This is a genomic window from Leuconostoc aquikimchii, assembly GCF_040838325.1.
Lineage (GTDB): Bacteria > Bacillota > Bacilli > Lactobacillales > Lactobacillaceae > Leuconostoc > Leuconostoc aquikimchii.
In genome coordinates, this window is the sequence record NZ_JBFPER010000001.1 from 781,599 (window position 1) to 806,082 (window position 24,484).

Consider the following 24,484-nt stretch of genomic DNA (forward strand, 5'->3'; position numbering starts at 1 on the left):
AAAAATTATTAACAGGCTATTTTTAAAGTCAGAGTTGGTGTATGCTGAAATTATAATTTGTGCTTAATGGAGGCGTAGAAATGACAATTCAAGACACACAAACAATATTGCAACCAGAACTTGTTAACAAGTTAGAACGTAAAATTTCGTATTTAGTACAGTTACAATCAGCTATTAAAAATAATCAAATTTCCCAAGTGTATCAGTTATTAGATACGCATAAATTTAATGACAGTTTTCAAAAAGAATCAGCGTCAGAGTCTTCGGAACAGCTAGGACCATTAATAGCTGATAGTCAACAGCTTATTGCTACTTTTTTGGCACCTGAATTAGTGAATTATTTTGCCACAAACTTTAATTTTTTGACATTGGCACCTGTTCTTGAAGACCCGAATTTTTATGCAGTTTATATAGGTGATTGGTGGCATCATCGGCGCCTCGGGACATTAAATGTTTTGTCAGTGATGATAACAATAGATGAAGCGGTAACTTCTGAACTTATCATGACCACAAAATTACCTGTGGGTGAGACAATTAATACAACCAAAATTAAAGCAGCAACCAAAATTATTGCAGGTTTAGAATCTTTTCTATCTGACAATACCAGACGTTCGCTTGAATTGAAAGTCATAGCGGATCAATTGTTAGAAGTATCAGCTAATAAATCGGGATTGTTTGGACGTAACGATAAAACAGCACGAGAAGCATTAGAAAAAAAACAAGCCTTGTTAATGGCAACGCAAAAACGTGTGCCAGAAGTTGAACAAAAGCTCGTAAAACAACAAGAAGAGCTATTGGCATTTGAAAAAGAAGATGTACTACGGCAATTAGAATTACAAGCGATTTTAGAACATCATGTTGATGTACCGACATTTATCACAGAATTACAGCATATCTATGTGTCATATATTACACAATTAGGTCAGAAATAGTGAACAATGGATAACTTTAAAACAGAGATATATAGTAAACAATTAAAAGAAGATTTGAACTTGTTTAATCGTTGGCAAATGTTAATTGATTCTTTGAGTACGACGGAAGATGTACCAGAATTGCTTGATATTTTACAGAAAATTTTAGCTTTTGATAGTCATCAGTCTAAAATGGTACGCCTTGCCACCGATGCCTGGTTTCCAAACACACACTGGGTTACGGTCGTATTTGCCAAATTTGCCGAACAAGCATCTTTGTCATCGACTGCGGTGATATTACCCAATGCACAAAAAGTTGCGGAATTACATTTTTCTGAATGGCCTAATGCTTCATTCCGCTTTATGACAGCTCCGTTGGCTGCAGGTGGGTATTATTTAGAAGAAACAGCGCAAAATTTAAGAGTATTATATTGGGATATAGCACATAAACGTTTCTATTTAGATACACAACAGTTTGCGAAATTGGTTCAAACACAAGCTGCGCAGCTAGCTGGCCTTGATGCTTTAGCGACATTTCAAAAGCGTTTAACGGCGATTGCTTCACAATTAAGAGCAGTAGCATATGATACCATGTTACCGGGCATTGACGCGCAAAAACAAGGTGATTTGCCAATGTCTCGAAAAGATTTATCCACAGATATTTTGGATAGTTTATTTGTTCTTGCTGCCAAACAACACTTTATTTTGAAACGTCTGCTGGATGAAAAAAAAGGTGTTGTCATTACTATTGGTGAGGTATCATTAAAATTAATAGCACATCGTACAAATGATGGGCACGAGCAATGGACTTATGATATTATAGATGATAATAGAGAAGTAACGCTATATACATTATTTCAACAATTGCCTTTTTTTTATCAGTGGTATTGTGACCATGTGACTACAGTCGGATTAAAAGATAAACGCGAAGTGTTTGTAGATTAACAAATTTTATGAGAAAATAGTATAAGAGGCTTTTAGTTTGATTGCGGACAACTATCTTAAAACGCCTATCATAGAAAGAGGTAGCACGTATGACATTAATTATTATTATTGCCGTAGTCGCACTGGTTGCGATTATTTGGATTAGTATTTACAACAGTCTGGTTAAATATCGGATGCAAACGCAGGAATCATGGAGCCAAATTGATGTGCAATTAAAGCGCAGAAATGACTTGATTCCTAACTTGGTTAATACGGTCAAGGGTTATGCAGATTTTGAAAAGACAACCTTACAAGCAGTTACTGACGCACGAACAAGCGTTAATAATGCGCAAGGTCCAGCGGCCACAATGGTAGCATCAGATCAATTATCGGGTGCATTGACGCATTTATTTGCTGTTGCTGAGGCATATCCTGACCTAAAAGCAAGTGCAAACTTTACAAAGTTACAAGAAGAATTAACGAATACTGAAAATAAAATCGCTTATTCTCGTCAATTGTTCAACACAACAACAGCTAGTTATAATACAAAATTACAATCATTTCCTAGCAATATTATTGCGGGCATACATCATTTTGAACCAAGTGAATTTATTGTTGTACCAGAAACTGAAAAAGAAGTACCCACGGTTAAATTTTAATGTTATATGAGCAAATACAATCAAATAAGCGTCGGACCATTGTGCTTTTGGTTGGTTTTCTTATTCTAGTTGGAATTGTGGGCGCAGCAGTCGGATACATGCTGTTAAACTCACTCACAATGGGTGTTGTTGGGGCATTACTTATCGGGACAATCTACACCGTGATTATGATTAGTAATTCTACCAGTATTGTTATGGCAATGAATCATGGTAAAGAAATCACACAAGCTAATCAGGCACCAGAACTATGGCATACAGTTGAAGATATGGCCATGGTTGGACAATTACCTATGCCACGTGTATTTATCATTGAAGATGCAAGCCCAAACGCTTTTGCCACGGGTAATAGCCCTAAAAATGCTGCAGTTGCAGCAACAACAGGTTTGCTAGCGATTATGGATCGTCATGAACTTGAGGGTGTTATTGGTCATGAAATGAGCCATGTTCGTAACTACGATATCCGTATCTCAACAATTGCGCTGGCATTGACTGCGGCAATCACGTTACTGACTAATTTAGGTAGCAACTGGTGGTTTTTTGGCAGTGGTAATCGTAATCGTGACAACCGTGATAATAGCAGTGGTGGCTTACAAATATTGCTGTTTGTCTTCTCCATCGTGGTAATGATGCTAGCACCTTTGGTTGCAGCCATGATACAAATGGCTATTTCACGTAATCGTGAGTATTTAGCAGATGCTGGTAGTGTTGAATTAACGCGTAATCCACAAGAATTGATTTCCGCGCTACGTAAGTTAGATTCAGCAAAGCCTATGCAAGATGTTGACCCTTCCTCAGCTGCATTATATATCAGTAATCCATTGAAGAAAAAGGCACGTTTATTTGATACACATCCGCCAATTGAAGAGCGGATTACACGTTTAGAGAAAATGTGAAGCCACCAGACACGACTTAGTGTCTGGTTTTTATTTATTTTGTTGCTATCAAACGTTAGAGCGAGTCAAGTTGTTTTGCCATTTTATATTTAAAAAGATAAGCGACCAGGTCGCAAATTAAGGGTTGATTTTTCTCATAAAAACCGGTAAAGTAATACCAACAACTAAATCATTTGTTTGCAGATATATCGCTGGAAAATGGCCGGCAGTTTCTACCACGTCCCAAAATTCGTGACTATCCGCAAATGTCAGGTACTGTCTATGATGGTGCCCGAGCATTTGTGGATCTGTGTATCCCAAATGCTTTTTTTTGTACCAAGTATTTGAATTTTATTACTAATTATCTATCTTTCGGCGGATCCGTTAACAATGGTGTTAACAAAAAGGCCAACTAGACAAGCAATGATGTAAAAATATTAATGATGTGTTTCATGAATTGTTAATAATTTACGTTTAAAATCGGAGGATCTTATGCAAAAATTTTTCTTAGATGATGAAAACCCTAAGTTCAGCTCGCGCAACAAGTTTGCAAAAATGGGTTTGACTTTTGGTGATATCAAGTTGGTTTATGATCAAAAAAGTGTTGTCAAGGTTGATGAAGTGACTGTTGAAACTAGTCTGACACCAACGTTGAAATTAAAGTTACCACTACTTTCAGCAGCAATGGATACTGTGACAGAATCACGTTTTGCTACAGAATTGGCTAAACTTGGTGGTTTAGGAGTCGTTCATAAAAATATGACGATTGCCGAACAAGCAGATGAAATTAAACAAGTTAAAACGGCGGTGTTTGATCATGCACAATATCCAAATGCTGCAGTTGATGCGCAAGGGCATTTGCTCGTTGCAGGGGCAGTTGGCGTGACATCTGATACAGTAAAGCGTGTCGAAGCAATGTTTGCTTTTGGTGTAGATGCTATTGTATTAGACTCAGCACACGGGCATTCTGAAGGGGTGTTGCGCAAAGTGTCAGAAGTTCGTGACGCTTTTCCTGAACTAAACATTATTGCTGGCAATATTGCTACTACAGATGGTGCGGCAGCTTTGTATGATGCCGGGGCCGATGTTGTCAAAGTAGGCATTGGACCGGGTTCTATTTGTACAACGCGTATTGTTGCGGGTATCGGTGTCCCACAAATTTCTGCTGTTCGTGATGCGGCTGAGGAAGCTGCAAGACGAGGTAAGGCCATTATTGCTGATGGCGGTGCTAAGACGTCAGAAGATATTGTTAAAGCACTTGCTGCTGGTGGGAATGCGGTGATGTTAGGATCAATGTTCTCAGGAACAGAAGAAACACCGGGCGCTATTTTTGAAGATAATGGTAAAAAGTACAAAACTTATCGTGGTATGGGATCTATTGCTGCCATGGAGGCCGGATCTAAGGATCGTTATTTCCAAGGTGAAGTGAATGAAGCAAAGAAGATGGTACCAGAGGGAATTGAAGCACGTGTGCAATACAAGGGAGCATTGGCTGATATCTTAACAACAATTATGACAAGTGTTCGTGAAGAAATGGCTAAAATGGGTACGAGAACTATCACTAATTTAACGCAAGATAATCATATTGCTCGTGACATTGACGTGATTGATTACGAAGCAGAATTGTCAAAAGTTAACAATTCAGTTGTTATTCCAACATTTTAATATTAAATTCACGGAGAGAAAACATGTCTGAAAATAATGAAAATCAAGGACTTGGTTATGATCAAGTTTTACTTGTACCAGGTGCTTCAAATGTCTTACCACACACTGTGTCATTGGCAACAAAATTAGCTGACAATTTCATTTTAAATATACCAATTATTGCAGAAGCAAATGGTGTAGCAACAGATGGGCGTGCAGCCGCAACAGCGTTGAACGGTGGTTTGGGCGTTATTGCTGAACAAGAAGATATTTCAGCTCAGATGGCTGCTATTGCTGCAGCTAAATCAGTAGCAGTCGACCATAAAAAGTACCCTAACGCTTTTTTGGATGTGAATGGTCGTGTTAGAATTGCTGCAGAAGTTTGGTTGACAACTGGTGCACAAGCACGGGTTGAAAAGCTAATAGCAGCTGGTGCTGATGCAATATTCTTTTATTTGCATGATGCATTAAACAAAGAAACAAATGATATTGTAAAAGCGGTTCGTAAGACGTTCCCAGAAACATTTTTAGCCGTAGGCGTGATTGAAGATCAAGGCATTGCTGGTGCATTATATCAAGATGGTGTTGATGCAGTGATTGCTGGCCGATCAGTTAATTCTAAATTACCAAATAACACATTGTATCCATTTTTAACAGCAACAATGGCTATTGCTGAAGTCGCAGCGGAATTTGATAAAGCAGTTATCTCAACGGGTGGTGTGCATTACTCAGGTGATGTGGTTAAAGCCATTTCTGCTGGCGCTGACGCAACGTTAGTGACTGATTTGCTAAAGGGTGAAGTTTTAGAATCAGATGGTACTTTCGCCGGTGGAGATATGTCAATTGATGATGCGATATTCCAATCGGATGGCGGCTTGCGAGCTGGCATGGGTTATACTGGCTCATCAACCATATTAGATTTGAAATTAACAGCACAATTCGTTCAAATTACTGATAATGGGCTTCGTGAATCACATCCACATGATGTTGAAATTACTAAAATTGCCCCCAATTATGCAAAATAATTTTTTGAAATAGAGGAGAGTAACAGATGGCCGATGTAATAAATATCGACAAGGTTTTAGTATTAGATTACGGTAGTCAGTATAACCAATTAATTACCCGCCGAATCCGTGAAATGGGTGTTTTTTCTGAATTAAAGTCACGCAATATGACAGTTGACGAAGTCAAGGCATACAACCCTAAGGCTATTATTTTATCGGGTGGTCCAAAATCGGTCTACGAAAAAGATGCTTTCACCATTGATAATGAGATTTTTAACCTTGGTGTACCCGTCCTTGGTGTTTGTTATGGCATGCAATTAATGGCACAAAATCTCGGTGGAAAAGTTGAAGCCAACACTGGCAACGGTGAATTTGGGCAGACTATTTTGAAGCAAACTGAAGAAAGTGGTCGGTTATTAGCAAATACGCCGCTGTCTCAGACAGTTTTGATGAGTCATTCAGATAATGTCGTTGATTTGCCTGATGGCTTTGTTATTGCTGGTGGATCAGATGCAACGCCAATAGCTGCTATTGCTAACGAAGAACGTCGTTTGTATGGCGTACAATTTCACGCTGAAACGACATTGTCAGAGCACGGTAAACAAATTTTACAGAATTTTGTGCTAGACATTGCTGGAGCTGTTGCCAATTGGGATATGAGCGGCTTCATTGATGAACAAGTTGCCCACATTCGTGAAGTTGTTGGTGATAAAAAGGTTTTGCTTGGTCTTTCTGGTGGTGTTGATTCATCAGTAGTCGGTGTTTTATTGCATAAAGCGATTGGGAATCAATTGACATCGATTTTCGTTGATCATGGTTTGTTACGTAAAAACGAAGCAGAGCAAGTTATGGAGATGATGGGCAAGCAATTTGGCCTAAACATTATTAAAGTAGATGCACAAGAACGATTCTTATCCAAATTGGCAGGCATTAAAGACCCTGAACAAAAACGTAAAATTATTGGTAATGAGTTTATTCAAGTCTTTAATGATGAAGCAACTAAATTAGATGGCATTGAATTTTTGGCACAAGGGACACTATATACTGATGTGATTGAGTCTGGAACAGATACGGCGCAAACAATTAAGTCACATCATAATGTTGGTGGCTTACCAGAAGATATGCAATTTAAGTTGATTGAACCACTCAATACACTTTTCAAGGATGAAGTTCGCGAACTCGGTGAAGCGTTAAATATGCCACATGAAATGGTCTGGCGTCAACCATTTCCTGGTCCAGGATTAGGTATTCGTATTCTCGGTGATATTACAGAAGACAAGCTTGAAATTGTGCGTGATTCTGATTGGGTTTTGCGTGACGAAATCGCTAAGGCAGGACTTGAAGCTGATGTATGGCAATACTTTACAGTATTAACTGGTGTGCGTTCAGTTGGTGTTATGGGAGATTTTCGTACCTATGACTACACAATTGCCATTCGAGCTATCACTTCTGTTGATGGCATGACAGCTGACTTTGCACAATTACCTTGGCCACTACTACAAAAAATTTCTGCACGTATTGTTAACGAAGTTGGTCATATCAATCGTGTCGTGTATGATATTACGGCTAAGCCACCTTCAACTGTTGAGTGGGAATAACATAGATACCTTCATAGTGCGTTTTGTGGGAGGAATTGAGAACATAATGAACAGTTGTGGTCTTGAGAAACAGTGAACCGTTTGTCGTAATAGATAGCGATTTTATTGTTTAAAATATGATGTGAAGCGATTTGAAAGCTGACAAACTTATAAGCTAATGAAGAGATGACAAGTTTTAGCTTGTCATCTTTTCTTTTATGGTAAAATAGTAACTATATAGTTTAAAATTTAAGGTTGAGGGGATTAATGACAATCAATTATCCTGCTGGGACTCATCGTGTCCAAGACATTCAAAATACAATACGTACAGGTAAAACAACTAAAAAAGCGCTAACTTTTGGCAAACGAGGGATGGGTTTGGAAGAAGAAATTAATCTTGCAAATGACTACTATCTTGCAAATCATTTAGCAGTCATCCATAAAAAGCCGACGCCAATTACGATTGTGAAAGTTGACTACCCAGCACGTTCGGCAGCAAAAATTACTGAAGCTTATTTTAAACAAGCTTCAACAACTGATTATAACGGTGTATATCAAGGACGTTATATTGACTTTGATGCAAAAGAAACTAAAAATAAAACGTCATTTCCGTTAAAAAATTTCCATGAACATCAAATTGTTCATCTGGCGAGTATTTTATCGCAATGTGGCGTTGGGTTTGTCATTATTAAATTTACAAGTTTAGATGAGACCTATGTGTATCCAGCGCAACATTTGATTGCACAGTGGCAAAAACTGAAAGGCAAACAATCTATTGCGTATCAAGAAATTGTGCATCATAGCTACGTTGTGCCAAATAGTCTCAACCCAAGTTTAGACTATTTAAAAGCTGTCGATCAGTATTTTGAACATTTAAACTAACAATTAGGAGTACTTTAGTCATTATGGCAAATGAGAATCAATGGTCGCGTGTGAATCGCAATCACAATATGTATGATAACCATCCAGCAACTGAACCACCACGCATGCCAAAACAAGCTGGTAATGGTGGCCCTAAAAAACCAAAAAAGCCAAAAAAGAAACGACGTTGGGTACTAGCAATATTTTTGTGGTTAGTTGTTTTAGGTATCATTGGTGGTCTAGCTGGGGCAGCTGTTTTTATAACTTATGCAAACGATGCGCCAAATATTACCCAATCGAATTTAGCATCTGAAACATCAAGTAGTATTTATGATAATCAGGACAATGCGATTTGGAAATTATCCACGGTAGATCGTGATTATGCCAATTCAAATGAGATTCCCAAACAATTAAAACAAGCAGTGGTTGCAACAGAAGATCGACGCTTTTATAAGCATAATGGTGTTGATCCTATTCGTATTGCTGGGGCATTGTTGGCCAATATCCGTGGGTCATCGCTAGGTATGCAGGGGGGCTCGACGTTAACGCAGCAGTTGGTTAAATTATCTGTGTTTAGTACATCAACAGCTGATCAAACAATTAAGCGTAAGGCACAAGAGGCGTGGTTAGCACTGCGTGTCGAAAAGAATTTTTCAAAAGACGAAATATTAACTTTTTATATGAACAAAGTTTACATGGGACATGGTGTTTCTGGCATGAAAACGGCGTCTGAATATTTCTATGGTAAACCGTTAACACAATTGTCATTGGCACAACTTGCTTTATTGGCCGGCATGCCACAGTCACCAACTAATTACGATCCTTATTTAAAGGATACATCACGTGCTCGTGAACGACGTAATACAGTTTTGTCATCTATGGTGAAATATGGCGCAGTCACACAAAGTCAAGCTGACGCAGCGACTAAGGTGCCTGTAACTGACGGACTGCAAGATTTAACTGCCAAAGCACAATTGGCAAATAATAATCGTCAGGTCACTGATGCGTATGTACAATCAACAATTGCTGAAGCAAAAGCGTTGGGTTATGATACGACCAAATCAGGATTGAAAATTTATACGAACATGGATTCAACCATGCAGCAATACATGTATGATAACGCTAATGGTAATAGTATCGCTTTTCCTTCAGAAGATGCGCAAATTGGTGCAACCATGACAGATCCCAGTAATGGAAAAGTTGTTGCACAAATCGGTAATCGTAATACCTCAGTGTTACAGGCGACGAACCATGCGACGCTAACTGGTCGATCGGCTGGATCATCAATTAAGCCGCTGTTAGATTACGGACCAGCTATTGAATACTTGAATTGGCCAACATACCGTACTGTAGAAGATAAAAAATACAAGTACGCTGGCACAAGTATCGATGTGTATAATTGGGATCGTAAAGATATGGGAAATATAACGATGCGTTCAGCATTGACCCAGTCACGTAATATTCCGGCTGCGCGAACTTTGGAAGAAGTCGGCGGTGCAAATGCAGGGAAATTCGTTAACGACCTCGGTATACCAACATCCCACGTACCAGGCGGGCAAGATGCGATTAATTTGGATGCTTCCACTGAACAAGAAGCAGGTGCTTATGGTGCTATTGCCAATGGTGGCACATACTATAAACCAAGCTATATTACTAAAATTGTCACAGCTGATGGGACAACACATAATTACAATACGACTGGTAAACGGGCGATGAAGACGAGTACAGCTTTCATGTTAACTGATATGATGAAAGGTGTTATCAAACCTAATGCAACCGCCAGTGATGCAATCATTCCAGGGCTTAATCAGGCTGGAAAATCTGGATTGGTAGCCTATGGCGATAATGAAAATATGCCAGACCAAGCAATTAAAGATGCCTGGTTTACAGGATTCACAAAATCATATGCGTTATCAGTATGGACTGGTTATGATTGGCCTGCTAAAAATTATATTCCTTGGTCATTTCAGGATTTACCAGCACAATACTATCAAAGAGTCATGTCATATGCTATGCAAACGAAACCAAATACTGATTGGACAGCACCAGATACGGTCACACCAAAAGTAAGAGGAAATATTGTAGAGTATGAAGTTAAGGGTGAAAAATGGAGTAATGGTGGCTTACCATCTGTTAATTCATTACCACAATCTGGTGAAACACCAGCAGAAGCAGGTATTTCAGGTTCTGCAGCTGTTGGCGCGACAACAGGTAATAATTAGTCTAGATTTATAAAAGTCTTGCGTAAGCAAGACTTTTATTTTGGAGGTGAATGAGATGTCAAGATTATGGGTGACAGGGTATCGTAGCTATGAAATTGGGACGTTTGGCGATCAAGATCCTAAGATTGAAATAATTAAATATGCTTTAAATAGGACCCTTAGAGAACAAATTGATAACGGCCTTGAGTGGGTAATTACTGGGGGCCAACTGGGTATTGAGCAATGGACAGTTGAAGTTGTTGCCGACTTAAAACAAGAGTTTCCGTCTCTGAAGGTGGCAATAATGCTGCCATTTCAGCAATTTGGAAGTCAGTGGAAACCTGATAATCAAGCGAAACTCAAGGCTTTATTTTCAAAAAGTGATTTTTTCGAAAGTGTATCCCAATTACCCTATGAAGGGCCACGTCAATTACAAAGTTATCAACAATTTATGCTGGCGCATACTGATGGGGCTGTTTTAGTTTACGATACGGAATTTGAAGGGAAACCATTGTACGATTTTCGTGTCATTCAAGAACAGCAGCGTATAAGCCCCTATCCTCTGACAACAATTGATATGGCGCGATTGCAGGAGTACGCAACGGAATATCAGGAGATCAATGATGAAAAAAATAACTTTGACGAATAAATAAGTAATTACCTTGTAATTTTAGTTATTTATTGGTAATATTAAATAAGTAAAAAAATAAATGAGGTGTGAACTTGTGGAACAAGTAAAGTACACGCAAAAAGACATTTTAGAACGTGTTTTTAAACAAAAGCGCATGGGTGTTGGATATGATCCAGCTGATGTGGATAATTTCTTAGATGATATCATCAAGGATTATGGTGCTTATGCTGGGCGTATTGATCAATTACAAAATGAAGTTGCGCGCTTGCAGGCGGCCTTAAAGACTTCTCAGGAACAATTAGTAGCTGTTAAACAACAAGCAGTTCCAGTAGCAGCTACGGTTGTTTCTGAGGCGCCATACGTGGCACCTATAGTAGAAGTACCTAAACCAGCACCAGTAACTAATTTAGATTTGATTAAGCGTGTTGCTAATTTAGAGCGTGCTGTATTCGGACATGATGCTGAAAATAGTTAATGTCATTGGCTACTAGTCAACGGATTATATCTTAAGTTGTGTGTGTTAATATTTTTAATTTGTAAGTATCGGGTAATTGCGCGCTATATTTCTAGCGTGAGGAAGGTCCATGCTCACACAATCTGAGATGATTGTAGTGTTTGTGCTGGGATAAAGAATAAGCCCAGGGGCAGTAATGTCACGGCAGTCGAAAAGGCTAAGGTTGCGGCTATGTCTTAATAGACTCGAAGGTGCCATAGAAACGTACGCGTTAATGAAAATTAGCGTTTGAGACGAGGTAAACCCCACAAGTGGGCAACCCAAACTTTTGGTAGGGGCGGCTGATCTAGCAAATTGAAGCGATGGTCGGTATGGTTTGGCAACAAACTTAGATAGATGATTACCGAAGGTGGTATGTGCCTGCATATCACTGGAACAAAACATGGCCTACAGATGCTTACAACAGGTGACGTCACTTTGTGGCGTTTTTTTGTGATGTTTTATGCAGCTGTTCAGACAATATACACTTTATTAGTGAATAAACACCGGGTAATGTTGCATAAAAATTCATAACAGGTTATGATTAAATACGTTAATTAGGATATAGGAGAATTGAAAATATGATACATAAAATTGTAAAAAAGATAACTGTCATGGCGTTGGGACTGATGCTATTACTACCAATGTTTTTGGTATTTGTTCCGCAAACGCAGGCGGCAGATACAGACCCAGCCTATGCTGCAATTAAGAAACGTGGGGTTTTAATCGTAGGCTTGTCAGCTGACTATGCACCATTTGAATTTCATGCGACAGTGAATGGCCGTGATCAAATCGTCGGTTTTGAAGTGTCTATGGCTAGGCAGATTGCTAAAGATTTGGGCGTAAAAATTCAAATTAAAGAAATGGGATTTGATGGGTTAATTGGCGCTGTACAAACCGGTAAAATTGATGTGATTATTTCGGGCATTAATGCAACGCCTGAACGTGAAAAAATTGTGGATTTTTCAAAATCTTACATGTCACCTAAACAAACCATACTAATTTTAAAAAAGAATGCCCCACAATTTACAACAAATGTTGATTCATTTGCAGGTAAAAAAGTTGGTGCACAGCGGCAAACAACACAAGAAACTTTTGTGCAAAATAACATGTCCTCAGCAACATTAGTTAGCATACAAAAGGTACCAGATTTGGTGTCTCAGTTGTCAGCGGGGAAAATTTCAGGCGTTGTTCTGAATGATCCAATCTCTGGGGCATATGCACAACAAAATAAAGCACTCCAAGTTATTTTCCCAAAGCCAAATGAAGCTGAAGGGGCTGTCTCAATCGCAATGCGAAAAAATTCACCTGTGTTACAGTCAAAAATTAACGCATCAATAGATAATATTGTGTCATCTGGTAAATTAAAAGAATACCAAAAAGAAGCTAATACATTAATGTTCGCAAAACAATCTTTTTGGGCAAAGTATGGTAATTTGTTTATTAAAGGCACACTAATTACGCTTGCTTTAGCAGCTATTGCAGTCGTTATTGGTGCCGTACTTGGAACAATTGTAGCACTGTTTAAACTATCACCGAACTTCCTCTTAAAGGCACTTGCTAATATATATATTGAGTATGTCCGTGGGACGCCTTTGTTAGTTCAAGCATTTATGGTGTTCTTTGGTACACAAGTTATTGGATTGAATTTGTCAGCTTTTTCTGCAGGTGCGCTGGCAATGGGATTAAATTCAGCTGCCTACGTTGCTGAAATTATTCGTTCAGGTATTAACTCGGTTAATTACGGTCAAACAGAAGCTGCAAGGTCTCTAGGTTTATCTAAGGGTAAGTCTATGCGATATATTGTTTTACCGCAAGCTATCAAAAATATCTTACCAGCCTTGGGTAATGAGTTTGTGACCGTTATTAAAGAAGGATCTGTTGTGTCAGTTATTGGTGTTGGTGAATTAATGTTCCAGACCGGTGTTGTGCAAGGCGCAAGTTTCCAGCCATTCTTCCCGTTGCTTATTACATCATTGATTTACTTTGTGTTAACATTTAGTATTAGTCGTGCGCTAGGTTATGCTGAAAAGCGTATGGCACGTACGAGCCGTTAATTGAGAACTACAAAGTGAGCTTTTTATGTTTGTGTCTAAACGATATGACAAAAGCAACGTTTTGAGTGGTATATTTTCCGCGTGAATCATAACCGAATATTAAGATTTTGAATTTATGAAAGTGCTTACAAAGCAAACGTTCGTAAATAAACAAAAAAAGTAGGCGATCGTTCGTATTTCACGAACGATTTTTTTATTTGTGTGAATTTTCTTATTTAAAAGCGAAGCATTTTATGTTGATTTCTGTTAAATTAGAATAGTAAACGAACGAATAGCAAATGTGAATTGAGTTTCGGAATAAAACACGAACAATGGAGGGTGATATGCCACAAGTCGCAGTAGTTATGGGGTCAACGAGTGATTGGCCTGCTATGCAAAAAACAACGTTGTTATTAGATGAACTCGGGATAACGTTTGAAAAACATGTGATTTCAGCGCATAGAATGCCTGAACAGTTACAAACATTCGCGCAAACAGCACAAAAAAATGGGTTACAAGTGATTATTGCGGGTGCGGGTGGTGCAGCGCATTTACCAGGTATGATTGCCGCGAATACACTTATTCCGGTAATTGGTGTCCCTATGCAGTCCCATGCGCTCAATGGTCTAGACTCATTACTATCAATTGTGCAAATGCCCGCCGGAATTCCTGTTGCTACGGTCGCTATTGGTGATGCCGGGGCAAAAAACGCGGGTATCCTCGCTGCACAAATTATTGCGTTACACGATGAGGGTGTGAGACAAAATTTAGTGTCATTTCGAAAACAACAAACAAAGAAATCTATTGATAGTGAGGCAGAATTAGTATGACAAATATTGTTTTACCACCAGCCACGATCGGTATTATTGGTGGTGGTCAATTAGGTCAAATGATGGCATTGTCTGCAAAAATGATGGGTTATAAAGTTGGTATTTTGGATCCGACGGCACAGTCGCCGGCTGGTCAAGTATCAGATTTTCAAATTGTTGCTGAATATAATGATGAATCAGCATTAACGGAACTCTCAGAACGTAGTGATGTTTTGACGTATGAATTTGAAAATGTTGATATTGCAGTCTTAGCCAAGCACAAAAATATATTGCCTCAAGGTACGAAATTACTCGAAATAACGAGTAATCGTTTAACAGAAAAAACAGTCGTTCAAAATATTGCCAAGGTACCTGTGGCTAAATTTATAGCAGTGCATAATTCTCAAGATTTTAAAACAGCCGTTACAAAAATAAAATTGCCAGCAATTCTTAAAACAGTGAGTGGGGGCTATGACGGTCATGGCCAATGGCACGTCGACAATCAAGAAGATGTTGATCAGCTCATAAAAGATTTTCCAATGGGCACCTTAATACTGGAGCAAAAGGTGCCGTTTAAAAAAGAACTTAGCATCATGGTGACACGTGATGCACAAAGCAGGGTGACAATGTGGCCAATTTCTGAAAATGTGCATGTTAATCATATTTTAAAAACAAGTGTCGTACCTGCTAATATTAGTGACATGCTTACAGAGAAAATACAGCAAATTGCGACTGAAATTGCTCACGCACTAGATTTAAGAGGTGTTTTAGGTATTGAATTATTTATCAGTGATGATCATGTTTGGGTCAATGAATTGGCGCCACGACCACATAACTCTGGGCACTACAGTATTGAAGCGACAAATGTATCACAATTTGAAGGCCATATTCGCAGTATTACAGGTTTACCTTTACCTGAGATTACTTTAGAAAAACCAGCGCTTATGCTTAATTTATTGGGTGATGAAATTCAGCAAGCTCGAAAAGATTTAGTGAACCACTCTGAGTGGCACTTTCATGATTATGGCAAAGCAGTCGTTAAATATAATCGTAAAATGGGTCATATTACAGTCATTGGCGAAGATAATATCAAAAAATTATATGAATGGAGTCAAACACATGGACAGCGTTGAATATGACAATCGTACAGTAACACGTGGTGCACTACAGTACACGGGTAAAGCAAAACAGGTTTTCACAACAGATGATCCCAATATATTGTGGGTACATTATCTTGATCAGGCCACAGCACTAAATGGCAAAGTGAAAGAAACGATTAATGGTAAAGGTGAACTCAATAGTGCTATTAGTCAGTTATTATTCAACTATTTGACTGAAAATGGTATTAAAAATCATTACTTGGGTTCAATTTCAAAAACGGATGAACTCATCACGAGTTTGAATATTTTACCAATTGAAGTTGTGACACGAAATTATGCGTCTGGACATTTTGTTAGCAAATTTGATGCGGTGGCCATGCAACAATTGTCACCGATTGTACAAGAATTTTATTATAAATCAGATGCTCTGGATGATCCGTTTATGAATGATTCACAAATTATAGCGTTAGGCTATGCAACAAGTGATGAATTATCAAAACTTCGGTACGAGTCGTTAATGATTAATCAACGATTAACAGAATTATTTCAAAAAGCCAACATTCAGTTGATTGATTTTAAGTTAGAGTTCGGTCGTACTAAAAATGGCGACATATTATTAGCTGATGAGTTATCACCTGATAATATGCGTCTAGTGGACATAACAACTGGCAATTCATTAGATAAGGATGTTTTTCGCAAACATTCGGGCGATGTCACAGTTGGTTATCATGAAGTCCTCACGCGATTACAACAGGTCATTTAAGGAGAAAATACAGATGTATTTAGCAAAAATTTATGTCACTTATAAACCATCAATTTTAGATCCGCAAGGTGAAGTGATTAAGTCGGCACTTAAGCGTATGGATTACGCCGGTATTGAACAAGTCGCTCAAGGTAAATATTTTGAAGTGAAGTTAAATGCCAAAGACGTCGATGCTGCAACTGCTGAAGTTGAAAGCTTTACAGATGCTTTATTGATTAATCAAAATACAGAAACTTATCGTTTTGACTTAAGTTTGGTACCAGATGAGGTGAATGCATGAAAGCGGCCGTTATTAGTTTTCCCGGATCAAATTGTGATTTTGACATGCTTTACGCGTTACAAGATTTTGGTTTTGATGCAGAAATTATTTCGGCCAAACAAAATAGTTTAACAGGATTTGATGCTATTTTTTTGCCAGGCGGTTTCTCTTATGGTGATTACCTTCGGACAGGTGCTATTGCGCGTTTTTCCCCAATTATGAGTGCGGTGACGCAGGCAGCAAATGACGGTAAATTAATTGTTGGTGTATGCAATGGTTTTCAAATTTTGACAGAAGCCGGTCTACTACCTGGACAGTTGTTACCTAACGCAACGCCAGGGTTCATCTGTGATGAAGTTGCGTTGCGTATCGCTAATGGTCAAACAGCATTCAGCAGTGAATACGCTGATGATGACACAATTCTAATTCCTATTGCACATGCTGAGGGTAATTATTTTGCTGATGAAATCACTTTAAATAAGCTTGAAAAGAATAACCAAATTGTTTTCCGTTATGTCAATAACCCGAATGGCTCAGCGCATGATATTGCTGGTATTATGAACGAGCAAGGTAATGTTTTTGGGATGATGCCTCATCCAGAACGTGCAGTTGATGCAGTACTTGGTAATATTGACGGACAAAACTTCTTTAAAAGTATCCTTTCAGGTATTTTAATCAAATCATAACTGACATGATCTAGTCATAAAAACATACTTAATGTTCATGCAAAGACGTTTATGAAAGGCAAAAAAATGACAACAGTCACAAATAACGAACTCTCGCCAGAGCAGGTACGCGATTCTAAAATTTATACACAGTGGGGTTTGACTGAAATAGAATACAATCTCATTGTGACAGAGTTAAAACGTTTACCTAATTTTACTGAAACTGGTATTTTTTCTGGTATGTGGTCAGAACATGTTTCTTATAAAAAATCAAAGCCAATTTTGCGCAAGTTTTGGTCAACGAATGAACGTGTGTTACAAGGTCCAGGTGAAGGCGCTGGTATTTTAGATATTGGCGATGGCCAAGCTGTCGTGTTTAAAGCAGAAAGTCATAATCATCCAAGCTTTGTTGAACCATATGAGGGTGCGGCGACAGGTGTTGGCGGCATCTTACGAGATATTTTTTCAATGGGGGCCCAACCAATTGCTGTTTTAGATTCACTGCGATTTGGTGAGTTAGATAACGCACATACCAAGCACATTGTTGATGGCGTGATTGCAGGGATTGCAGGTTATGGTAATGCGATTGGGATTCCAACAGTTGGTGGTGAAATCAGTTTTGACGCTGTTTACGCTGGTAATCCATTGGTAAATGTGATGGCCGTTGGGTTGATTGATCAAACGGCTATGCAAGTTGGTCAGGCCAAAGGTATTGGCAATTCGATTATTTATGTTGGGGCAAAAACAGGTCGTGATGGCATTAATGGTGCGTCATTCGCCTCTGCTGAATTTTCAACAGCACAAGCATCAGATCGTTCTGCGGTTCAAGTAGGTGACCCATTTTTAGAAAAATTGGTGATGGATGCGACGCTTCAGGCTGTTAAAGACCATTCTGATATTATTGTTGGTATTCAAGATATGGGCGCTGCAGGGCTATTATCATCAAGTTCAGAAATGGCAGCCAAAGCTGGCATGGGGATTACGTTGAACTTGGATCTTGTACCGCAACGTGAGTCACATATGACACCTTATGAGTTGATGCTCTCAGAGTCACAGGAGCGCATGGTGTTAGTTGTTAAACGTGGTGAAGAACAAGCCATCATTGATGTATTTCAAGATGCTGATTTGGATGCTGTCATTATTGGCGAAGTAACAGATAACGGCCGCTATATCTTAGAATTTGACGGTCAAACTGTAGCAGATGTGCCCATTAATTTCTTAACGCATGCACCAAAACAAGATTTACCTATGGTAGCACCAAAACGATTGTCAGCAGTTTCAAAAACACAATATCAACCCGATATGACGCAGGTTAAACAAACAATTAAGGCATTAATGGCACAGTCGACGATTGCTTCCAAAGCCTCATTATTTAGACATTTTGATGCCATGGTGCGCGCTGATACAGTAATTAAACCTGGTGGAGATGCGAGTCTAGTTCGTGTGCGGGGGACCAAAAAAGCCTTAGCAATGACAACGGATGTTAATGCACGTTATTTATATCTCAATCCACGTGTTGGCGCAAAAATGGCAGTTGCTGAAGCAGCACGGAATATTGTAGCTACGGGTGCCCTGCCAATTGGAATTACAGATGGTTTGAATTTTGGCTCACCTGATAATCCAGAAGTATATTACGAATTAGATCAATCGGTAGCCGGTATTAACGATATGGCTAAGCAACTTAATACGCCTATTATTTCTGGTAACGTATCCCTTTATAACGAAACTGATGGTCAAGCAATCTATCCCACACCTATGATCGGTATGGTTGGATTGTTGGATGATATCAGCCAAGCGACGACAATTGCCTTCAAACATGCTGGTGATGCTATCTACTTAATTGGTGAAACAACAGACAGCTTCAATGGGTCTGAAATTCAAAAATTACAAGTTGGTCAAATCAGTGGTCAGTTGTTCGATTTTAATGATGAAGCAGAATTAGCATCACAAACCTTAGTTCGTCAAGCTATTGCGCAAGATTTACTAGCTAGCGCACATGATCTTTCAGAGGGTGGTATGATTGTCGGCTTGCTAGAAAGTAGTTTTGCAGGCGATCTGAGTTTTAATGTTACCACGAAACAGTTGGATAAGTATTTGTTCTCTGAAACACCCAGTCGATTTATTGTCAGTATACCGCAGGCTAAAGTTGCAGATTTTGAACATATAGCTGGTAAACAAGCAACGAAAATTGGGTTAGTAACAAATGAGTCAGATGTTGTGATTAATACACTAACACAAGCGATTACTTTATCACGTAAAGAAATTCAAACAGTTTATCAGGAGAGTATTTCATGGCAATTAAAGGGTTAGAGCAGCAACAAATCGCACAAAGATTAGCCCGACAAACTGAAAAAACACGTGTGAACGTCCGTAGTCTAAATGAAGAATGTGGTATTTTTGGCGTTTGGGGACGACAAGATGCCGCACAACTCACTTATTACGGCCTACATGCTTTGCAACATCGTGGCCAAGAAGGTGCCGGCATTGTTTCAAATAACAAAGGACATCTCTGGCAGGAACGTGGTTTAGGGCTACTGAGCGATGTCTTTAGGGATCCTGCACGTATTGAAGCATTAACTGGCACGGCTGCAATTGGGCACGTACGCTATGCTACAGCAGGATCTCATGGTGTTGAAAATATTCAACCACTCATGGTGAATTTTCACGATATGCAAATATCTTTGGCACATAATGGCAATTTAACAAATGCCATGTCTTTACGAAAAGATTTAGAAGAAGAGGGTGCTATTTTCCAAAGCTCATCTGATTCTGAGATTTTGTTACACTTGATTCGACGATCAAAAGCAAATACATTTGTGGGAAAGTTAAAAGAAGCGCTTAATATTGTTCGTGGTGGTTTTGCCTTCTTATTGTTAACACCACATGGCATGTATGCCGCGCTTGATCCGCATGCATTTCGCCCATTTGTTGTTGGACAAATGCCTGAAGGCAATTATATTGTAACATCTGAGACAGCTGCACTAGATGTCATTGGCGCACGTTTTGTTCGTGATGTCCAACCTGGTGAATTATTGGCAATTGATGACAATGGTTTGACCATTGATAGTTATACCAAAAACACCACATTGAATATTGATTCAATGGAATATATTTATTTTGCTCGTCCCGATTCGACAATTTATGGTGTCAACGTGCATAAAGCGCGCAAACGTATGGGTGCTGCACTTGCTGCAGAGCAACCAGTGCCTGATGCTGATATTGTTGTTGGTGTGCCGAATTCAAGTTTATCCGCAGCAGCTGGATTTGCTGAAGCCACTGGTTTGCCAAATGAGATGGGTCTCGTGAAAAACCAATATATTGCGCGAACGTTTATTGAACCAACGCAAGATAAACGTGAACGTGCCGTCCGAATGAAATTGAGTGCAGTTAAAGATGTTGTGCGTGACAAAAATGTGGTTTTAGTTGACGACTCCATTGTTCGAGGAACAACCTCAATGTTTATCGTACGCATGTTAAAAGAAGCCGGCGCAAAATCAGTCCATGTGCGTATTGCTAGTCCAATCTTTAAATTTCCGTCCTTTTATGGGATTGACATGCAAACAACCAAAGAATTGATGGGAGCTAATAATACGTTAGATGAAATGCGTGAAAAAATAGAAGCTGATTCACTTGGATTTTTATCTGTTGATCAACTTGTCAAGGCGATTGATTTACCTTACGATGGTCAAGGTACTGGGTTGACAACTGCCTATTTTGATGGTCATTATCCCAGTCCGATTTATGATTATGCAGCCAGTTTGTCATATTTTGTGGCAAAAGATCTTGTTGATTTTGCCCCTGAACCGACAACAACTTATCATCCACGCCAAGTGTCATCATTACGTAACGAAGAGACTTTGGCAGATGGGACAATTCACTTAGACTCACAAACAATTCAGGGAGTAGAATAATGACTGAGCAAAACGCATATCAGCAAGCAGGCGTTGATATTAAAGCTGGTGAAAAGGCTGTTGAATTGATGAAAGACGCAGTAGCTGATACCTATACAGATAACGTTTTAGATGGCATCGGTGGTTTTGGTGCAGCGTTTGCACTTGGATCAGACTATAAAAATCCGGTATTAGTGTCAGGTGCTGATGGTGTGGGCACAAAATTATTGCTCGCGATTGCTGCGAATAAACACGATACGATTGGTCAAGATTTAGTGGCTATGGTTGCTAACGACATTCTGGCACAAGGTGCAAAACCGGCCTTTATGTTAGATTATCTGGCAGTTGATAAAATGAGACCAGAAGTTGTGGCAACAATTGTTACTGGTGTCGCAAAAGCAGCAAAAGCATCTGGGATGGCACTTATTGGTGGAGAAAGTGCGGAATTACCAGGCTTATATGCACCAAATCATTACGATTTAGCAGCTTTTGCGGTTGGTATAGCTGAACGTGACCAATTATTGGACCCAAATCGTGTCAAATTAGGAGACGTATTAATTGGTTTGCCATCATCAGGTATTCATTCAAATGGTTATTCTTTGGTCCGTCATGTGTTAGGTATTAAAACTGACGCTGATTTTAATCACTTGGCTACCGAGACACAAGAGACACTTATGACACCAACTGCGCTATATGCTAAGTCGGTTTGGCCATTAGTGTCGCAAGGCATGATTAAGTCAATGGCACATATTACGGGTGGTGGGTTAACTGAAAATTTGCCGCGTGCGTATACGACTAACTTATCTGCTCAAGTTAATTGGGGATCGTGGCCCATGTTGCCTATTTTCAACACCCTACAGGCAGCAGGAAATTTGTCAGTTGATGATATGCTATTGACATTCAACAATGGTTTAGGTATGGTGCTCGTTGTTAAGCCAGAAGATAGCAAACAGGTGATAGCGCAATTATCTGAAGTCAGTCAACCAGCTTACCTAATTGGTGAAATGACTGCACGTCAAGATGATAGCGTTGTATTTCAAGGGGTAGCGCCATGGTGAAATCAGTCCGCCTAGCTGTATTTGCATCAGGGACAGGGACAAACTTTCAAGCGTTACACGATGCTATTTTACAGCGACAACTTGATGCAAAAATTGTGCGTTTAATTGTTGATAGGTCTGCAGCTGGTGCATTGAATCTGGCAAAAATATTTGGTATTCCAGCAACCTTTATTAAATATTCAGATTATAAAACCAAACCAGAAGCTGAACAAGCTATTTTGAAACAGTTGCAAATAGATGAAGTCGATGGTATTTTATTGGCTGGGTATATGAGAATTTTAACCCCCACTTTAATTAACGCTTATGCTGGTAAAATTATTAATTTACACCCAGCGATGTTACCCAATTTCCCAGGTAGACACAGTATTTTAGATGCTTACGAAGCGGGTGTTGATACGACAGGCGTAACCGTGCATTTTGTGGACAATGGGATTGACACAGGCAAAATTATTGCGCAACAAAAAGTGCAACGTTTAGACGCCGATGCCTTACAGGATTTGGAAACTCGCGTGCATAATGTCGAACATGTCTTGTATCCAAACACACTAGAACAGTTACTTAACGAAGGAGTATTCTTAAAATGACACGTGCATTACTTAGTGTTTCTGACAAAAGTGGTCTGGTACCATTTGCCCAAAAGTTAGTTGAATTGGGTTACGAATTAGTTTCAACTGGCGGGACGCATAAAGTTCTTGCTGAAGCGGGCTTAGATGTGATTGCAATCGATGATGTGACAGATTTTCCAGAAATGTTGGATGGTCGAGTTAAAACATTACATCCCCGTGTGCATGCTGGTTTGCTAGCGCGACGTGACTTACCAGCCCACATGGCAAAATTAGCTGAGTTTAACATTACACCAATTGATATGGTTGTGGTCAACTTATATCCATTTAAAGCAACGATTCAAAAAAGTGGTGTAACAGAATCAGAGGCAATTGAAAATATTGATATTGGTGGACCCTCAATGTTACGCTCAGCTGCAAAAAACTTTGCATCAGTTTTGCCAATTGTTGATCCATCTGATTATGATATTGTGATTGAAAAATTGCAAGCTAATCAAGTTGATCAAACGTTTCGTAAGTCATTGGCAGCAAAAGTATTTCAACATACTGCTGCTTATGATGCGTTAATTGCTGATTATTTAACGGTATCAGAATTTCCGACAAATCTAACATTGCCATATGAAAAATTTGATGATATGCGTTATGGTGAAAATCCACATCAAAAAGCAGCAGCCTATACGACTGCCTTACCAGAAGCATATTCAGTATTAAATGCTGATATTTTGCATGGTAAGCAATTATCATATAATAACATTCGTGATGCTGATGCCGCTTTGCGTATTATTGCTGAATTTGAGGAAACGACGGTAGTCACTGTTAAACACATGAATCCAGCAGGCATCGGACAAGGGGAAAGCTTAGAAGAAGCATGGGATAAGGCCTTTGCTGCTGATGATATTTCTATTTTTGGTGGTATTGTGGCCTTGAATCGTCAAGTTGATGCTGTAACGGCTGAAAAAATGCACGGTATTTTCTTGGAAATTATTATTGCACCTAGTTTCACACCTGAAGCCTTTGAAATTTTGTCGGCAAAAAAGAACTTGCGTTTGTTGACGTTACCATTTACGCAGACGATTTCACAAAAATTGGAAGTCACCTCTGTTTTGGGTGGTGTCGTTGTACAAGAACGTGACTTGATTGGTGAATCAGAAGCTAACTTCGAAGTTGTCTCAAAAGCACAACCAACAGCTGAACAATTACGTGCAATGATTTTTGCACAAAAAGTTGTCAAGCATGTGAAATCAAACGCAATTGTTGTAGCACGCGATGGTCAAACACTTGGCATGGGCGCAGGGCAACCAAATCGCATTGATTCAGTTGTCTATGCGATACAAAAAGCTGAAAATAAGACAGGTTATAGCGAAGCAGTGTTGTCATCAGATGCTTTCTTTCCAATGGATGATTCTGTGGCATATGCAGCTGAACATGGTATTAAAGCAATTGTTGAACCTGGTGGTTCAATTAAGGATAAAGACTCAATTGCAAAAGCAGATGAGTTAGGGGTCGTGTTGGTATTTTCTGGTACACGTCATTTCAAACATTAAAAATTAATTTAAAGCGCTGA

Annotated in this window: 22 protein-coding genes, 1 other RNA gene and 1 riboswitch; all 23 genes read left to right on the plus strand. The window is 39.2% G+C overall.

Annotated elements, in window-relative coordinates; all coding sequences use genetic code 11:
• Positions 1–80: 80 nt before the first annotated feature.
• The 23 genes from AB3K24_RS03975 (at position 81) to purH (ending at position 24,464) form a co-directional block, all read left to right on the plus strand.
• A complete protein-coding gene (locus tag AB3K24_RS03975; RefSeq protein WP_367973905.1) occupies positions 81–932 on the plus strand; it encodes a hydrolase in 852 nt (283 codons plus the stop codon).
• Positions 933–938: 6 nt separating this feature from the next.
• Positions 939–1,856: a hypothetical protein gene (locus AB3K24_RS03980; protein ID WP_367973906.1), complete on the plus strand. Its 918-nt coding sequence runs from the start codon at positions 939–941 to the stop codon at positions 1,854–1,856.
• Positions 1,857–1,945: 89 nt separating this feature from the next.
• Positions 1,946–2,494: a LemA family protein gene (locus tag AB3K24_RS03985; protein ID WP_367973907.1), complete on the plus strand. Its 549-nt coding sequence runs from the start codon at positions 1,946–1,948 to the stop codon at positions 2,492–2,494.
• On the plus strand, positions 2,494–3,387 hold the full coding sequence (htpX, locus tag AB3K24_RS03990) for a zinc metalloprotease HtpX (protein WP_367973908.1): 894 nt from the start codon (positions 2,494–2,496) through the stop codon (positions 3,385–3,387). The genes AB3K24_RS03985 and htpX overlap by 1 nt, the downstream gene beginning before the upstream one ends.
• A gap of 161 nt (positions 3,388–3,548) precedes the next feature.
• Positions 3,549–3,645: riboswitch (purine riboswitch) on the plus strand.
• Between the two features lie 213 nt (positions 3,646–3,858).
• Positions 3,859–5,031: an IMP dehydrogenase gene (guaB, locus tag AB3K24_RS03995; RefSeq protein ID WP_367973909.1), complete on the plus strand. Its 1,173-nt coding sequence runs from the start codon at positions 3,859–3,861 to the stop codon at positions 5,029–5,031.
• A gap of 23 nt (positions 5,032–5,054) precedes the next feature.
• Positions 5,055–6,035: an IMP dehydrogenase gene (locus tag AB3K24_RS04000; RefSeq protein WP_367973910.1), complete on the plus strand. Its 981-nt coding sequence runs from the start codon at positions 5,055–5,057 to the stop codon at positions 6,033–6,035.
• Positions 6,036–6,061: 26 nt separating this feature from the next.
• A complete protein-coding gene (gene guaA / locus AB3K24_RS04005) occupies positions 6,062–7,612 on the plus strand; it encodes a glutamine-hydrolyzing GMP synthase (protein WP_367973911.1) in 1,551 nt (516 codons plus the stop codon).
• A 246-nt stretch (positions 7,613–7,858) separates the two neighbouring features.
• Positions 7,859–8,473: a Holliday junction resolvase RecU gene (gene recU, locus AB3K24_RS04010; protein ID WP_367973912.1), complete on the plus strand. Its 615-nt coding sequence runs from the start codon at positions 7,859–7,861 to the stop codon at positions 8,471–8,473.
• Positions 8,474–8,496: 23 nt separating this feature from the next.
• Positions 8,497–10,674 (plus strand): transglycosylase domain-containing protein, encoded by a 2,178-nt coding sequence (locus tag AB3K24_RS04015; protein ID WP_367973913.1) that lies wholly within the window; start codon positions 8,497–8,499, stop codon positions 10,672–10,674.
• 55 nt (positions 10,675–10,729) lie between these two features.
• Positions 10,730–11,302: a DUF1273 domain-containing protein gene (locus AB3K24_RS04020; protein ID WP_367973914.1), complete on the plus strand. Its 573-nt coding sequence runs from the start codon at positions 10,730–10,732 to the stop codon at positions 11,300–11,302.
• A gap of 76 nt (positions 11,303–11,378) precedes the next feature.
• On the plus strand, positions 11,379–11,759 hold the full coding sequence (gene gpsB, locus AB3K24_RS04025) for a cell division regulator GpsB (protein WP_367973915.1): 381 nt from the start codon (positions 11,379–11,381) through the stop codon (positions 11,757–11,759).
• A gap of 64 nt (positions 11,760–11,823) precedes the next feature.
• Positions 11,824–12,193: RNase P RNA component class B (rnpB, locus tag AB3K24_RS04030), an RNA gene on the plus strand.
• Between the two features lie 165 nt (positions 12,194–12,358).
• Entirely contained in the window at positions 12,359–13,834 is a 1,476-nt protein-coding gene (locus AB3K24_RS04035) for an ABC transporter substrate-binding protein/permease (protein ID WP_367973916.1), read from the plus strand.
• 323 nt (positions 13,835–14,157) lie between these two features.
• The gene (gene purE, locus AB3K24_RS04040) at positions 14,158–14,643 is read left to right on the plus strand and encodes a 5-(carboxyamino)imidazole ribonucleotide mutase (protein ID WP_367973917.1); all 486 of its coding nucleotides are present in this window, start codon (positions 14,158–14,160) and stop codon (positions 14,641–14,643) included.
• Entirely contained in the window at positions 14,640–15,755 is a 1,116-nt protein-coding gene (purK, locus tag AB3K24_RS04045; RefSeq protein WP_367973918.1) for a 5-(carboxyamino)imidazole ribonucleotide synthase, read from the plus strand. Before purE ends, purK begins: the two co-directional genes overlap by 4 nt.
• Entirely contained in the window at positions 15,742–16,485 is a 744-nt protein-coding gene (locus AB3K24_RS04050; protein ID WP_367973919.1) for a phosphoribosylaminoimidazolesuccinocarboxamide synthase, read from the plus strand. The genes purK and AB3K24_RS04050 overlap by 14 nt, the downstream gene beginning before the upstream one ends.
• A gap of 13 nt (positions 16,486–16,498) precedes the next feature.
• Entirely contained in the window at positions 16,499–16,765 is a 267-nt protein-coding gene (gene purS / locus AB3K24_RS04055; RefSeq protein ID WP_367973920.1) for a phosphoribosylformylglycinamidine synthase subunit PurS, read from the plus strand.
• Entirely contained in the window at positions 16,762–17,430 is a 669-nt protein-coding gene (purQ, locus tag AB3K24_RS04060; protein ID WP_367973921.1) for a phosphoribosylformylglycinamidine synthase subunit PurQ, read from the plus strand. The genes purS and purQ overlap by 4 nt, the downstream gene beginning before the upstream one ends.
• Before the next feature lie 66 nt (positions 17,431–17,496).
• Positions 17,497–19,719: a phosphoribosylformylglycinamidine synthase subunit PurL gene (gene purL / locus AB3K24_RS04065; RefSeq protein ID WP_367973922.1), complete on the plus strand. Its 2,223-nt coding sequence runs from the start codon at positions 17,497–17,499 to the stop codon at positions 19,717–19,719.
• Entirely contained in the window at positions 19,701–21,320 is a 1,620-nt protein-coding gene (gene purF / locus AB3K24_RS04070) for an amidophosphoribosyltransferase (RefSeq protein ID WP_367973923.1), read from the plus strand. The genes purL and purF overlap by 19 nt, the downstream gene beginning before the upstream one ends.
• A complete protein-coding gene (gene purM, locus AB3K24_RS04075) occupies positions 21,320–22,357 on the plus strand; it encodes a phosphoribosylformylglycinamidine cyclo-ligase (protein WP_367973924.1) in 1,038 nt (345 codons plus the stop codon). The genes purF and purM overlap by 1 nt, the downstream gene beginning before the upstream one ends.
• The gene (gene purN, locus AB3K24_RS04080; protein WP_367973925.1) at positions 22,351–22,941 is read left to right on the plus strand and encodes a phosphoribosylglycinamide formyltransferase; all 591 of its coding nucleotides are present in this window, start codon (positions 22,351–22,353) and stop codon (positions 22,939–22,941) included. The genes purM and purN overlap by 7 nt, the downstream gene beginning before the upstream one ends.
• Positions 22,938–24,464: a bifunctional phosphoribosylaminoimidazolecarboxamide formyltransferase/IMP cyclohydrolase gene (gene purH / locus AB3K24_RS04085; protein ID WP_367973926.1), complete on the plus strand. Its 1,527-nt coding sequence runs from the start codon at positions 22,938–22,940 to the stop codon at positions 24,462–24,464. The genes purN and purH overlap by 4 nt, the downstream gene beginning before the upstream one ends.
• The last annotated feature ends 20 nt before the right edge of the window (positions 24,465–24,484 follow it).